The 14247-nt window shown below is 72.5% G+C and carries 12 protein-coding genes; 2 read left to right on the forward strand and 10 right to left on the reverse strand.

Translation table 11 applies throughout. The features are described from left to right. Nucleotide 1: 1 nt before the first annotated feature. The 3 genes from KBX71_RS07945 to KBX71_RS07955 all read right to left on the reverse strand — a co-directional run bounded on the left by KBX71_RS07945 (nucleotide 2) and on the right by KBX71_RS07955 (nucleotide 4780). Nucleotides 2-622, reverse strand: coding sequence for an HAD-IA family hydrolase (locus tag KBX71_RS07945; RefSeq protein ID WP_210817365.1), 621 nt, complete (start codon nucleotides 620-622; stop codon nucleotides 2-4). Continuing rightward, on the reverse strand, nucleotides 622-4236 hold the full coding sequence (smc, locus tag KBX71_RS07950; RefSeq protein WP_210817366.1) for a chromosome segregation protein SMC: 3615 nt from the start codon (nucleotides 4234-4236) through the stop codon (nucleotides 622-624). The genes KBX71_RS07945 and smc overlap by 1 nt, the downstream gene beginning before the upstream one ends. Nucleotides 4237-4585: 349 nt before the next feature. Continuing rightward, nucleotides 4586-4780 carry a hypothetical protein gene (locus KBX71_RS07955; RefSeq protein ID WP_030487463.1) on the reverse strand — a complete coding sequence of 65 codons (195 nt, stop codon included), beginning with the start codon at nucleotides 4778-4780 and terminating at the stop codon, nucleotides 4586-4588. 371 nt (nucleotides 4781-5151) lie between these two features. Here KBX71_RS07955 and KBX71_RS07960 point away from each other — a divergent pair, with 371 nt between their 5' ends. Both KBX71_RS07960 and KBX71_RS07965 read left to right on the forward strand, forming a co-directional pair. After that, nucleotides 5152-6315, forward strand: a complete 1164-nt coding sequence (locus tag KBX71_RS07960) for a CAP domain-containing protein (protein ID WP_307846998.1) — start codon at nucleotides 5152-5154, stop codon at nucleotides 6313-6315. A gap of 117 nt (nucleotides 6316-6432) precedes the next feature. Then, nucleotides 6433-7275, forward strand: coding sequence for an endo alpha-1,4 polygalactosaminidase (locus KBX71_RS07965; RefSeq protein WP_210817367.1), 843 nt, complete (start codon nucleotides 6433-6435; stop codon nucleotides 7273-7275). A gap of 58 nt (nucleotides 7276-7333) precedes the next feature. Here KBX71_RS07965 and KBX71_RS07970 read toward each other — a convergent pair whose 3' ends face one another. The 7 genes from KBX71_RS07970 to KBX71_RS08000 all read right to left on the reverse strand — a co-directional run bounded on the left by KBX71_RS07970 (nucleotide 7334) and on the right by KBX71_RS08000 (nucleotide 13991). Then, a complete protein-coding gene (locus KBX71_RS07970; protein WP_210817368.1) occupies nucleotides 7334-9553 on the reverse strand; it encodes an MMPL family transporter in 2220 nt (739 codons plus the stop codon). 220 nt (nucleotides 9554-9773) lie between these two features. After that, nucleotides 9774-10631 carry a bifunctional DNA-formamidopyrimidine glycosylase/DNA-(apurinic or apyrimidinic site) lyase gene (gene mutM / locus KBX71_RS07975; RefSeq protein WP_210817369.1) on the reverse strand — a complete coding sequence of 286 codons (858 nt, stop codon included), beginning with the start codon at nucleotides 10629-10631 and terminating at the stop codon, nucleotides 9774-9776. Then, nucleotides 10624-11547 (reverse strand): ribonuclease III, encoded by a 924-nt coding sequence (gene rnc, locus KBX71_RS07980; RefSeq protein WP_247683109.1) that lies wholly within the window; start codon nucleotides 11545-11547, stop codon nucleotides 10624-10626. Before rnc ends, mutM begins: the two co-directional genes overlap by 8 nt. Next, nucleotides 11544-12527 carry a phosphate acyltransferase gene (locus KBX71_RS07985; protein ID WP_124815452.1) on the reverse strand — a complete coding sequence of 328 codons (984 nt, stop codon included), beginning with the start codon at nucleotides 12525-12527 and terminating at the stop codon, nucleotides 11544-11546. Before KBX71_RS07985 ends, rnc begins: the two co-directional genes overlap by 4 nt. 114 nt (nucleotides 12528-12641) lie before the next feature. Then, nucleotides 12642-12815, reverse strand: coding sequence for a 50S ribosomal protein L32 (rpmF, locus tag KBX71_RS07990; RefSeq protein WP_030335284.1), 174 nt, complete (start codon nucleotides 12813-12815; stop codon nucleotides 12642-12644). A gap of 5 nt (nucleotides 12816-12820) precedes the next feature. Beyond that, a complete protein-coding gene (locus KBX71_RS07995; RefSeq protein WP_210817370.1) occupies nucleotides 12821-13384 on the reverse strand; it encodes a DUF177 domain-containing protein in 564 nt (187 codons plus the stop codon). Nucleotides 13385-13493: 109 nt separating this feature from the next. Next, nucleotides 13494-13991 (reverse strand): hypothetical protein, encoded by a 498-nt coding sequence (locus KBX71_RS08000; RefSeq protein WP_124815448.1) that lies wholly within the window; start codon nucleotides 13989-13991, stop codon nucleotides 13494-13496. Nucleotides 13992-14247 lie beyond the last annotated feature (256 nt).

The raw sequence follows: 14247 nt of genomic DNA on the forward strand, positions 1-14247 counted from the left end.
CTCAGTGGTTCAGGGCGGCCCGCAGGTAACGCAGGTCGGCGTGGCCGCCCCAGCGGTGCGCCGACAGCCCGGCGGCGCGGGCACCCCGCACGGCCCAGTCCTCGTCGTCGACGAAGAGGACCCGGGCCGGCGGGGTGGCCAGGGCCACGCAGGCGGCCTGGAAGTATTCCGGGGCGGGCTTGTGCACGCCGACCGTCGAGGAGTTGACCACCACGTCCAGCTCGCCGACCAGGCCGAGGGCGGCCAGGTCGGCGTCGAGCAGGTCGGTGGCGTTGGTGCCCAGCCCGACAGTGATCCCGGCCGCGCGCACCTCCCGGACGAAGTCGAGCACCTCGGTGTTCACCTCACCCCGGTAGCGCTGCCACTGCTCCACCGCCGCGCGGGCCCGGTCCGGGCCGCCGGCCGGCTCGGCGAGCGCGTCGGCCACGCTGCTCACCCACTCGGCGTGGCTGACCTGGCCGGTGAGCACCGGCTGAAGCCGGCCCCACTGCATGGCGATCTCGCCGAGCACCCCCTCGGACAGGCCGTACTCCCGCTCGACACCGGCAGCCACCGCCGGATCCCACCGGCGCAGTACGCCGTCGAAGTCCAGCAGGAGCGCCGTCGCGCGTTCCCGAGCCACTACCCGTTCTCCTCGCCGCGGCCGTGCCGCTGGTCGTCCTCGTCGGCCCGGTTGAGCCGCTGGCTGATCACCTGGGTGACCCCGCTGCGCATGGTCACGCCGTAGAGCGCGTCGGCGATCTCCATCGTCCGCTTCTGGTGCGTGATGACGATCAGCTGGCTCTTCTCGCGCAACTGTGCCAGCAACAGGATCAGCCGGCCCAGGTTGACGTCGTCCAGGGCCGCCTCCACCTCGTCCATGATGTAGAACGGGCTGGGTCGGGCGCGGAAGATCGCCACCAGCATGGCCACCGCGGTCAGCGACCGCTCACCACCGGAGAGCAGCGACAGCCGCTTGATCTTCTTGCCCGGTGGGCGGGCCTCCACCTCGACACCTGTGGTGAGCAGGTCGTCCGGTTCGGTGAGGATGAGCCGCCCCTCGCCGCCGGGGAAGAGCACCGTGAACACCTGCTCGAACTCCCGGGCGGTGTCCTCGAAGGCGCTGGCGAAGACCTCCAGGATCCGCTCGTCCACGTCCTTGACCACGGTGAGCAGGTCCCGACGGGTGGCCTTGAGGTCCTCCAACTGCTCGGAGAGGAACTTGAAACGCTCCTCCAGCGCGGCGAACTCCTCCAGCGCGAGCGGGTTGACCTTGCCGAGCAGGGTGAGTTCACGTTCCGCCTTCGCGGCCCGCTTCTCCTGCACCGGCCGCTCGTAGCGCACCGGCTCGGGCACCGGCAGACCGTCACGTTCGGCCGCCGCGACGTCGACAGGGGTCGGCGGAACGGGCTGAGCCGGGCCGTACTCGGCCACCAGCGTCTCCACGTCCAGCCCGAAGTCCTCGGCGGCCTTCGCCTCCAACTGCTCGATGCGCAGCCGCTGCTCCGCACGAGCCACCTCGTCGCGGTGCACCTGGCTGGTCAGCCGCTCCAGCTCGGCGCCGAGCCGCTTGGCTGCCCCGCGTACCTCCTGAAGCTCTGCCTCCCGCGCGGCGCGCTCCAGGGCGACCGCGTCGCGGTGCTCCTCGGCCGTCGCGATCGAGGTGGTCAAACGGGTCAGCGCCTCCCGGGCGCCCCCGGCGACGGACCGGGCGATGCCCGCGCCTCGGGCGCGGGCGGCCCGCCGGGCCGCCGCGCGCTCCCGGGCGGCCCGCTCCGCGGTGGCCTGCCGGGCGAGCGAGTCGGCGCGGCCGGCGATCGAGGAGACCCGCTCCTCGGCGGTACGCACGGCGAGCCGGACCTCCATCTCGTTCTGCCGGGCCTGCGGCACCATCGCCGCCAGTTGGTCCCGTTCCTCGGTGGACGGCTCGGCGTCGACAGGGGTCTCCTCGGCCAACCGCAGCCGCTCCTCCAGCTCGGCGAGCGCGGTGAGGTCCCGTTGCCGGGCAGCCTCGGCGCGCGAGCGGGAGTCGCCGAGCCGGTCGGTCTCGGCCTTCGCGGACCGGGCCGCCGCACCCAGCTCGGCCAGCCGACGAGAGGCGGCGTTGCGGTGGCTCTCCGCCTCGCGCTTCTCGGCGGCGGCGTGCTGCACGGTCTCCTTGGCGGCGGCCACCTCGGCGCGCGCCTCGACCAACTGATCACGCAGCTCCAGGCCGGCGCGTTCGGCGGTGAGCCGGTTGGCGCGGGCCTCCTCGACGGCGGCCTGAACCTCGATGTAGCTGGGAGCCTTGGCCGACCCGCCCGCCGCCGCGTACGCCCCGACCACGTCACCGTCGGGGGTGACCGCCCGCAGCTCGGGGTTGCTGGCGACCAGCTCGGCGGCGGCGGCGAGATCATCGACGAGCGCCACGTCCCGCAGGGCCCGGTGCACCGCCGGCCGCAGCTCGGCACCGCACTCCACCAGGTCGGGCGCCCACCGGGCGTCGTCCGGCAGCTTCGGGCGCAGCGCGTCCGCGGAGCCGGTCATGCCGGGCCCCGCCGGGCTGCCGACCAGCAGGCCGGCCCGGCCGGCGTCGGAGATCTTCAGCACCCGAATCGCCTCGACGGCCTCGTCCACCCCGCTGACGGCGACCGCGTCGGCGAGGCCGCCGAGCGCGGCGGCCAGCGCGGCCTCGTGGCCCGGCGCGACGGTGAGCAGCCCGGCGAGGCTGCCGAGCAGGCCGGGGACGTCCCCGGCGCGGGCGAGCAGCGCCCCGGCGCCGTCCTTGCGGCGCAACCCCAGGGCGAGCGCCTCCTCGCGGGCCTTCCAGGTGGCGGCGTCCTTCTCCGCCGCCCGCTCGGCGTCGGCCAGCGATCGGACGGTGGCCTGGGCCCGTTCCTGCACGGCGACCGCTTCGTCGTGCCGGGCGTCCAGGTCCGCGTTGTCCCGGTCGGCCTCGGTGGACTGGGCGGCGACCGCGTCCAGGTCGGCCTGCGCCTGCTCGGCGCGGCCCAGCGCGTCGGCGTGCGCGATCGCGAGGCGTTCGATCTCCTCGCCGGCGCTTGTGGTTCGGGCCCGGGCGGAGTTGACCTGCCCGGTCAGGCGGGCCATCCCCTCCCGCCGGTCGGCGATGGCCTTGGCCGCGGCGACCAGTTCGCGCTCGGCGGCGGCCAGCTGCCGCTCCAGCTCCTGCCGGCGCTCGACCGCCTCGGCCAGTCGGATCTGGTCGTCGGTGAGCGCGCCGCGCAGCTCTTCCTCCTGCTCGCGGACGCGTTCCGCCTCGGCCTCCAGCTGCTCCGGGTCCCGGCCGGGTCGCTCGTCGTCGCCGGTGGCGCTGAGGTGCCGGAGCCGTTCCCGGGCCAACTGCTCGATCGAGCGGAAGCGTTCCTGGAGGGCGGACAGTTTGTACCAGGTGTCCTGGGCGGCGGCCAGCAGCGGCGCGTCCTCCGCGAGGGCGGCCTCCAACTCGCCGAGCCGGCCCTGCACCTCGGCGTGCTCACCCTCGATCTGCTCGCGCCGCTCACGCAGCGCGGTCTCGTCGGCGATCTCCCGGTCAAGGGTGGTCCGCAGAGTGGCCAGGTCGTCGGCGAGCAGGCGCAACCGGGCGTCGCGCAGGTTGGCCTGGATGGCGGCGGCCCGTCGGGCCACCTCGGCCTGCCGGCCCAGCGGCTTGAGCTGACGACGCAGCTCGGCCGTGAGGTCGGTCAAGCGATTGAGATTCACCTGCATCGCGTCGAGCTTGCGCAGCGCCTTTTCCTTGCGCTTGCGGTGCTTGAGGACGCCGGCCGCCTCCTCGATGAACGCCCGGCGGTCCTCCGGCTTGGCGTGCAGCATCCCGTCGAGGCGGCCCTGCCCGACGATGATGTGCATCTCCCGGCCGATGCCGGAGTCGGACAGCAGCTCCTGGATGTCGAGCAACCGGCAGGTGTTGCCGTTGATCTCGTACTCACTCTCGCCGGAGCGGAACATCCGACGGGTGATGGAGACCTCGGTGTACTCGATCGGCAGCGCCCCGTCGGTGTTGTCGATGGTGAGGGTGACCTCGGCGCGACCCAGCGGCGCCCGGCCGGCGGTGCCGGCGAAGATGACGTCCTCCATCTTGCCGCCACGCAGGGCCTTGGCGCCCTGCTCGCCGAGGACCCAGGCGATGGCGTCGACGACGTTGGACTTGCCCGAGCCGTTCGGGCCCACCACACAGGTGATCCCCGGCTCCAGCTTCAACGTCGTGGCGGAGGCGAAGGACTTGAACCCCTTCACCGTCAGGCTCTTGAGATACACCTACTCGATCCTCGTCCGGTGGCCGCCGTACCGTCGCCGGCTGTGGGGACCTGGGTGAACTCGCAGACTAACCCGGCGGTGGGAGTGGGCCGGCACGCGACCCGCCCCAGGTCGCGTCGACAGTGGGCGCACTGCCGTTCCGCCGACCGCGAGAAAGACAAGCGCCTTTCATGATCGGCTTATCCGGAGACGCGCTTTCGGTAACTGCGCGGCGCGCTTCCCGCACGATCGGCCACAAGATCACGAATCGTCGGCGCCGAAAAGGTGCCGGACAGTGTTACGCGCCGGCACAGACGTGTCGGCGCGCATTTTTGCGGTGGTGCGATTCAGTTTTTTTACGACCTGGAGATCAGGTCAGCGCCGGCTCGGCCAGACGGAGCAGATCGTCCGCCTCCGCCGCAGCCGCCGCGAGCCGATCATTGTCGGCACGCAGCCGCGTGATCTCGAACTCCAGTGCCTGGACCCTGGAACGCAGTCGGGTGACCTCGTCGAGCAGACGCCGGTCGGGCGCTGCACCTACGTGGCCGTAGAGGGCCTTCGCCATGCTGACTCCTTGATATGCGCTGCCGGAAAGGCCGGCCAACGCGCGCCCATTTGTACGCGGCTGTCATTCCAGGCTGTATCTGGGCATGACCGGGCGCGACTGGCGACACCTATATATTGAGCCGCAAACCCCTCCTTCGTCAAGTTCTCGCAGGCCGTAGATCATCTCCACGTCGACCTGTCCACTTGTCGGGGGGCTGCCGCAAGGCACGGACACTCTCTGTCCGGACGCCTTTACTCTACGCCCGGATCTGCAGAAGTCCGCACCCTGGCGTCCGACTTCCCCTTAACTCTTTCTTAGCCACGTTGCCGCAGGTCTCGGGCGCGCCGTAGCGTCAGCCCGGCCCGCAACCGACCCCTGGAGGCATAGGCGTGTACGGCTGGACCGATCCGATGGACCCGAACGGCGCCCCCCGGCGCGCCGGGGGGCCGACCGACGAGCCGGCCTGGCTGCACGACCGCCCGGAGCCCCGCTCGGCCTACCTGTTCGGCGACGAGCCCGGTCAGCCGGGCGACGAGTGGCACCGGGAACAGCCCACCGGCGGCCTCCAGTCGGAACCGGCGACCCCCGCCGAGCCGGCCGACGCCCACACCGCAGCCTGGCCGGCGTACCAGCCGGAAGGCGAGGCCGGCGGCTGGGGCGACAGCCGCCCGACGCAGGACAGCACCGGCGGCCGGCGCGCCGAGACGCCCGGTGGCTGGCACGCCGACACCGACCCGGAGACCACCGACGGCTGGCGCGACGCCGCCGAGACCGGGCGATCCGGCGAGGGACGGCACCGCTCCCCACGCCGCTGGCGCCGGCCGCTGATGATCGGAGGCGCGGCCGCGGCCGCCACCCTCGTGGTGAGCTTCGGCGTCGGCGCGCTCACCCTGCCCGGCGGTGACGACGGGGCCGCCCAGCCGACGGCCGTCGACGACTCCTTCGCCGCGTCGGCCGTGCCGACCGACGAGCCGGTGCTGGACACCCTCGCCGCGCCCTCGGAGTCCGCCATCCCCAGCCCGTCGGCCCCGAGCCCGTCGCCGAGCAAGGTCATCAAGCCCACGCCGGCGTCGTCGCGGAGCACCGCCGCCTCGCGCCGCAGCGTCGAGCGCAGCAGCGCGCCCAGCAACACCGGCAGCTCCACCGGTTCCAACGGCTCCAGCGGCTCCGTCAGCGCCCAGGCCCAGGAGGTGGTGGACCTGGTCAACGCCGAGCGGGCCAAGGCCGGCTGCAAGGCGCTGAGCATCGACGACAAGCTGATGACCGCCGCCCAGCGGCACAGCCAGGACCAGGCCGACCACCAGAACATGTCACACACCGGCAGCGACGGCAGCAACGCCGGCACCCGGCTGGACCGGGCCGGCTACACCTGGCGCACGTACGGCGAGAACGTGGCCTGGAACCAGAAGAACCCGGCCGCGGTGATGGACGCCTGGATGAACAGCTCCGGCCACCGGGCCAACATCCTGAACTGCGCGTTCACCGAGATCGGCGTCGGCATCGCCAACAGCAACGGACCGTACTGGACGCAGGTCTTCGCGGCGCCGCGCTGACCGCGCGTCGTTCCCGCCCCCGCGCTCGTTTGACCCGGTGAGGTACGTCGGGCCGGAGCGTGGGGGCCGCGTACCGGTGCGGGCGGCGACCGGCCGCCCGGGACCCGGGAGCTGCCGATGCGGATCCGGCCGCGGCGACGCGTCGCCGTACGCCCGCTGCGCCGTGTCCTGTCCGCCGGCGTCGCTCTCGCGTTGGTGGTGCCGGCGTACGGGTGTCGGCCCGCGCTGACCCCGCCGGGGGCGCCCACCACCTGGCCGACGGAACAGGCCCGGCACTGGCAGTGGCAGTGGCAGCTCAGCGGCCCGCTCGACCCGGCGGTGGACGCCGATGTCTTCCTGCTCGACCCGGTGGCCACCACCGCCGCGCAGACCGCCGAGCTGCGCTCCCGGGACCGCAGGTTGATCTGCCAGGTGAACGTGGGGTCGGTCCGCTCCGCCGACCCGGACGCCGGCCGGTTTCCGGAGATCGTGCGGGGTACGGCCGGGCGTCGACCCGACAGCCGGTGGCTGGACGTCCGGAGTTGGGACGCGCTCCGGCCGGTGCTGGCCGACCGGTTCCGGCTCTGCCGGGGCAAGGGCTTCGGCGCGGTGGCGCTCTTCGACGCCGACGGGTACGCGACGCGCACCGGCTTCCCGCTCGACTTCGACGATCAACTGCTGTTCAACCGCCGGCTGGCCGAGCTGGCCCGCTCGCTGAGCCTCTCCCCCGGGCTGGCCAACGACGTGCCGCAGCTCGCCGCGCTGGCCCCGGATTTCGACTTCGCGGTCAACGAGGAGTGCGTCCGGCTGGCCCTGTGCGCCAAGCTGCTGCCGTTCGGCGACGCCGGCAAGCCGGTCTTCCACGTCGAGTACACCGGCTCGACCGACGACTTCTGTGTCACCACCGTCGGCTACGGCTTCGCGTCGATCCGCAAGGACCGCACCCTGGACGCCCCCCGAGAAGCCTGCCCCCTCCCCTAACCAACCCGCCCCGCCCCCGATCGGCGGGGCGGGGCGGGGCGGGGCGGGAGTGCGGTGGTTAGGGGACCGGCACCAGTTCCGGGGCGGGGGCCGGCGGATCGGCGGGGGCGGGGGCCGGGCGGGGGCGCAGGAAGCGCGGGGCCCACCAGTTGGCGTCGCCGAGCATGGTCATCAACGCCGGCAGCACCACGCCCCGGATGATCGTGGCATCCAGCAGGATCGCCGCCGCCAGGCCGATGCCGAGCTGCTTCATGTCGATCGTGCTCAGCGTGGCGAAGATCGAGAAGACCCCGACCATCACGATGGCCGCGCTGGTCACCACCCCGGCCGACGAGGTGATCCCGTACGACACGGCGTCCCGGTTGGACATGCCGGCCCGGACCCCCTCGCGGATCCGGCTGACAACGAAGACGTGGTAGTCCATCGAGAGGCCGAACAGCACCACGAAGAGGAACAGCGGCAGCCAGGACATGATGGCGCCCATCGAGGTGAAACCAAGCAGCCCCTCGGCCCACTCGCGCTGGAACACGAGCACCAGTAGCCCGTACGCGGCCCCGACGGAGAGCAGGTTCAACGCGATCGAGCTGGCGGCCACCACCACCGACCGGAAGGTGAGCGTCATGACCAGGAAGGTGAGCACCAGCACGAAACCCATCACCAGCGGCAACTTGTCCCGGACATGCTGTGCGTAGTCCTCGCTGCCGGCCACGCCGCCGCCGACCGCGTACTCGATCCCGGGGACGCCCCGCAGCTCGGCCGGGACCAGGTCCGCGCGCAGCCTCTCCAGCGACTGCACCGACCGGTCATCCCGACTGGTGTACGGAGTGGCGATGTCCAGGACCGACACCCGCCGGTCTGCCGACACCTGGATCTTCGGGCCGTTCGCCTCGACCGGGGCGAACAGCGGATCGTTTGCGGCCCGGGTGGACAGCTCGGTGAGGGCGGCGCGAACCCGGTCGGCCTGCTCGGCGGGCGCCCGGACGGCCACCACGTGGTTGGTGCCGTTGCTGGGGAAGGCGGCGGTGAGCCGGTCGTACGCCTGCATGGCCGGAGTGGTGCGGGGCAGGTCCTCCATGCCGATGAACTTCAACTTCATGCCGAGCGCCGGCGCGGCGAGCGCGAGCAGCAGGCCAACCGAGATGATCAGCGTCACCACCGGTGCGCGCAGCGCCGGCCGGAGCAGCGCGGGCCAGAGCCGGGGCGAGCGCGGTTCGCCGTGCCGACCGGTGCGCGGCGCGGTCAACCGCCAGAGAAGCGGCACCCGGGGCCGGTCGACCCAGCGGCCGAGCTTGACCAGCAGGGCGGGCAGCACGGTCAGTGAACCGGTCACCGCGACCGCGACCACCAGGATCGAGCCGACCGCCAGGGACGAGAAGACCACGTCGCCGGCGAGCAGCAACCCGGCCATCGCGATGATCACGGCGAGACCGGAGACCACCACGGCGTGCCCGGAGGTCTCCGCAGCGATCTCCACCGCGTCCAGACCGGACCTGCCCTTAGCCCGTTCCTCCCGCTCCCGGCGGATGTAGAACAGCGAATAGTCCACCCCGACCGCCATGCCGATCAGCAGGATCACCGGTGCCGTGGTGTCGGTGGCCGGTACCAGGTGCGAGGCGAGAGTGGACAGACCCATCGCGGCGGCGACCGAGGAGAGCGCCAGCAGCACCGGAACGCTGGCCGCGATCAGCGCGCCGAACGCGATGATCAGAATGGCCAGGGTGACCGGCAGGCTGAGCAGCTCGGCACGCTTGAAGTCCTTGTCGAGGGTGTCGTCGAGGGCCTGGCCGATCGACGGCCCGCCGACCTGCTCGACGCGCAGCTGCGGATGCGCCGCCTGAACGGTGGCGGTGGCGTCGCGCAGCGGTTGCACCCGGTCCGAGGCGGTCTCCGGGTCACCCGACATGGTGATCGGCAGCAGCAGCGCGGAACCGTTGCGGGCGGTGATCGGCTGGCCCACCTCGGCCACCCCGGTGACCGTACGCAGCCGGGCCGCCGCGTCGTCGGCCGCCGCCTTCGCCGCGGCCTGGTCGAGCGCCCCGCCCCGGGAGGTGATGAGGACGTTGTCCACGGCCGGGTCGTCGAACTCACCCGCGTCCACGATCAGGCCGGCCCGCCCCGCCTCGCCGATCGCCTGGTCGCCGCTGGTGGCCTCGTTGAGACCGGCGGCGCTGCCACCGACGAAGCACACGGCCACGAACACGACCCACAGCGCGATCGCCCGCCATGGATGCTCGGCGCTCCACCGTGCCATCCGCACCGTCACCGGTCTGCTGCCCATCTCGCGTCCCCCTGTCACGTCAACCCCCTGTCAACGGTGCTGACGTTAGGTGCGTGACGAGGCGGTCACATCGGGGATCGACCCCGGTCCACCCTGGACCGATCAGCCCGGTCGCGGGGGTGCGTTCATCGGGCGTAAGCCCGCGATCCGGACGTACACCGGGGTCCAGCCCGGAGCGACCCGCCGCGACCCGCCGGCATCCCCCCGAGCCGGCTCGGGGTCATCCCCGGAGGGAACCCCGGGGCCGTGGCTGACAGTGCGGGCAACTGTACGAGGAGCGGTTCATGAACGCCTCGCGGCGGATCGGTGCGCCGCACCGGCGGCACGGCTCGCCCTCGCGCCCGTAGGCGTTGAGCGCCCGGTCGAAGTAACCGCTCTCGCCGTTGACGTTCACGTAGAGGGCGTCGAAGCTGGTGCCGCCCTCGCTGATCGCCTCGGCCAGCACGTCGCGGACGTGGCCGAGCAGCCGCTGCGCGGCCGGGCCGGTCAGCGCGTCGGTGGGTCGGCCGCCGTGCAGCCGGGCGCGCCACAGCGCCTCGTCGGCGTAGATGTTGCCCACCCCGGAGATCAGGGTCTGGTCGAGCAGGGCCCGCTTCACCTCGGTGTGCCGGCGGCGCAGCGCCGCGACGAACGTCTCGTCGGAGAACTCCGGGTCCATCGGGTCGCGGGCGATGTGCGCGATCTCGTCGGGCAACTCGGCGCCGCCCTCGCTCACCGAGAGCCCGCCGAACGTGCGCTGGTCGACGAAGCGCAGCTCCGGGCCGTCGTCGGCGAACCGGAACCGAACCCGCAGATGGGTCTCGTCCGTCGTGCCGGGTGGCTGGAGCAGCAGCTGACCCGACATACCGAGATGCCCGACGATCGCGTCACCGCTGTCCAGTGGCAGCCACAGGTACTTGCCGCGACGACGGGCGTCCAGCACCGTCCGGCCGGCGAGCACGTCGGCGAAGTGCACGTCGCCCGGAACATGTCGACGGACCGCACGCGGGTGACGAACCTCGACCGAGGCGATCCGACGGCCGACGACCCACTGGGCAACCCCCTGTCGGACGGTCTCCACCTCGGGCAGCTCAGGCACGTCGCGGGCCCGTCTCGTGGCCGTCGGCGCCCCCTGCCGGCAGCGCCTGCGCCAGGTGGTCGGCCTGCTCGGCCTGAGCAGCCCGCTCCGCGCGCTCCAGCGGCCCGAACGGCTCGTCCCGGTCGCCCGAGTCGTCCCGGCCGGTCGGCTGGTCCCGGCGGTCGTCGCCGGCCCGACCGTCCTGGCCGTCGTCGCCGTTCTGGCCGTTCTGCTCGGCGAGCTTCCGCCAGGCGGCCTCGGCGGCCCGTTGCTCCGCCTCCTTCTTGCTGCGCCCCTCGGCGCCGCCGTACCGGTTGCCGGCCACCACCACCCAGGCGGTGAACGTCTTCAGGTGATCCGGGCCGGTGCCCTCGATCCGGTACTCCGGCACGCCGAGCCCGAGCGCCGCCGTCAGCTCCTGGAGGCTGGTCTTCCAGTCCAGTGCGGCCCCGCGGCCGGCCGACTCGGCCATCAGCGGGTCGAAGAGTCGGTGGATGACGATGCCCGTGGTGTCCAGACCGTACTGGAGGTAGATCGCGCCGAGCAGCGCCTCCAGCGTGTCGGCGAGGATGCTCGCCTTGTCCCGACCACCGGTCGTCTCCTCACCCTTGCCGAGCAGCAGGTACGCGCCGAGCCCGTCCGGGCCCAGACCACGCGCCACGTCGGCGAGCGCCCGCATGTTGACCACGCTGGCACGCAGCTTGGCCAGCTGCCCCTCGGGCAGATCCGGGTGGTTGTGGAAGAGCGCCGTGGTGATCACCACGCCGAGCACCGAGTCGCCGAGGAACTCCAGCCGCTCGTTGGTCGGCAGTCCGCCGTTCTCGTACGCGTACGACCGGTGGGTCAACGCGCGCTGGAGCAGCTCGGGTTCCAGGCTCACTCCGAAGGCGGCTTCCAGGTGACCGACGGACGCCCGCCGCCGCTTGTCGTTGCTCATGTGCGTACCTCGGTGTCGGTGGAGCGATCGGTGCGATCCGTTCCGGCGTCGCGGTCGAGCAACGCGGAGACCAGATCGGTGGCGCGCCGCCGCCACAGGTGGGCGGCGAGAGCTATGCCGGAGGCGACGTCGTCGGCGCGGGCGGACCCGTGGCAGACGACCACCGTCCCCGCGACGCCCAACAGGGCAGCCGCGCGGGGCGCACCGCCCTGGGCAGGTGGGCCGCCGGCCATCGCGTACGCGCCCTCGATGGCCTTGAGCAGCACGTTACCGGTGAACCCGTCGGTGACGACCACATCGGCGCGCGCGCCGAGGGCCACGTCGTACCCCTCGACCAGACCGACGTAGCGCGCCCCACCGGGCAGCGGTTCGACGGCGAGCAGAGGGTCGGTGGCGCGGCGGACACGGTCGCCCTTGCCGGCCTCGGTGCCGACCGAGAGCAAACCGACCCGTGGCGCGGCGATCGAGTGGGCCACCGCCGCGTACGCGGCGCCGAGCACGGCGTGGCGGGCGAGGGTGGCCGGGCGGGGTTCCAGGGAGCCGCCGACGTCGAGCAACACGACAGGCCCCGCCACGGCGGGCAGGGTGGCGGCCAGAGCGGGTTGGCGGATCTCCGGCGAGCGGCCGAGGCCGAGCACGGCCGCGGTGACGGTGGCACCTGTGGCACCGGCGGAGACCAGGGCGTCGGCGGTCCCGTCACGGACGGCGGTGACCGCGGCCCGGACGGTGCTCTCGGCGCGGGCGGCGCTGGGATGGTCGGCCATGCCGACGACGTCGCGGACGGGCCGCACCGTGATCCGGGCGCGTTGCCCCGGGTCGAGGGCAGCAATCAACTCGTCGGCGACCTCGGTCGGACCGACGAGAAGCAGATGCAGGTCAGGGTCGGCGCGCATGGCCCGCAGAGCGCCGTCAACCACGACGGCGGGAGCGTCGTCCCCGCCGAGGAGGTCAACGGCGATCCGCGCGGCGCCCGGCTCCACCGGAACGCCGGCCGGAGTAGGCCGGCCGGCGTCGGAGGGAGCCGGAGCACCGGGCGAATGCCAGGATGCGCGCGCCGCCCGACCTGGGGTCGGGGGCGTCACTCGGCGTCCAGGTCAGACCTCGAGAACCTGGCGGCCGTTGTAGGTGCCGCAGACGGAGCAGGCGGCGTGCGGCAGCTTCGGGGACTTGCACTGCGGGCACGCAACGGTCGCGACCACTGTCGCCTTCCAGTTCGCCCGGCGGGACCGGGTGTTGCTGCGCGACATCTTGCGCTTCGGGACGGCCACGGTTCTTACTCCTCTGTAACGGTCAGTTGCGACAGGCCCGCCCAACGCGGGTCGATCTGCTGGTGACTGTGGTCGGCCGGCAGATCGTCCCAGTGCGCCCCGCATTCGGGGCACAGTCCTGGGCAGTCCTCCCGGCAGAGCGGGTTGGTCGGCAGCGTGAGCACCAACGCGTCCCGCAGCGCCGGCTCCAGGTCGATCAGATCGCCCTGCATCCGGCCCACCTCGTCCTCGTCGGTCGTGGCGTCCGTGGTGCTGTCCTCGTACGCGTACAGCTCCTGGATCGTCACGCCCATCGAGTCGTTGATCTCGCGCAGGCAACGGCCGCACTCGCCCCGGACAGGACCGGTGATGGTCCCGGAGACGAGCACGCCCTCGGACACCGACTGCAACCTCAGATCGAGGTCGAGGTCCGCGCCCTCCGGCACAGCGATCAACTCCACACCGAGGTCCGCCGGTGCCGGCACGACCCGCCGGACCTCACGCAACGCGCCAGGGCGACGCGGCAGGTCTCTCGTGTCGAGGACCAACGGCGACCTGGGGTTGAGTGTCGATGGCGAGTGCTTGGGCATAGTTAGACTCCGGCCGGTGAGAGGCCGACAAAAAAGGTTACCTGGACGACCGCCGGACCGTCGAACCGGGGGCGACGCCCGCCTGAGAAGTCGGCTGGTGAGGTGCCGCTCAGAAGGGTAGCGGGCGTTCCGGCTCATCCCCAGCGAAGGTGCCGATCTCCCGCAGCGCGTGCATCTTGTCCCGGCCGCGCTCTATCGAGGCCAGCGCCCGGGTCAGGAACTGCTCGAAGTTGGCCAGCGCGGTGTCGACGTAGTCGTCTACCTCCTCACGCAGGCGCTGTGCCTCGGCACGGGCCTCGCCGATGATCCGGGCACCCTCGTGCTCGGCCGACACGGTGATCTCGTTCACCGAGACCAGGCGGGCGTGTTCTGCCTCACCCTCGCTGATGATCCGGTCCGCCTCGCGCTTGCCGGCGTCCATGATCTTGTCGCGCTCCTCCAGGAGCGCGGCGGCACGACGCAGGTCGGCGGGAAGATCGGCGCGCATCTCATCGAGGGCAGCGATCATCTCACCCCGGTCGACCATGCAGTTGTTGCGCGACATCGGGACGGAGCGGGCCTGCTCCAGGATGGCGATCAGTTCGTCGATGCGATCGAGCGGGTCCACCGGCTACCTCACTCCTGTCGTTCGTCGGCCGACCTCCATGATGCGGGCTACGGCCGTTCCCCGCGCCACCAATCATGTCGTGCCCGCCCCACCGCCGCCCCACTCACCCCAACCCGGCGAGTCGCGACATAGTCACCCCCCGCTCCCGCGCCCCTCCCCGCGCCTCTTTCCGCGCCGATCTTGCACTTTCGGTTGCACCAAACCACCCCGAAGGGGGGCGATCCGGGAACCATAAGTGCAAGATCGCGGGCGAAGG

The sequence above is a fragment of the Micromonospora sp. D93 genome (assembly GCF_018070365.1).
GTDB classification, from domain to species: domain Bacteria; phylum Actinomycetota; class Actinomycetes; order Mycobacteriales; family Micromonosporaceae; genus Micromonospora; species Micromonospora ureilytica.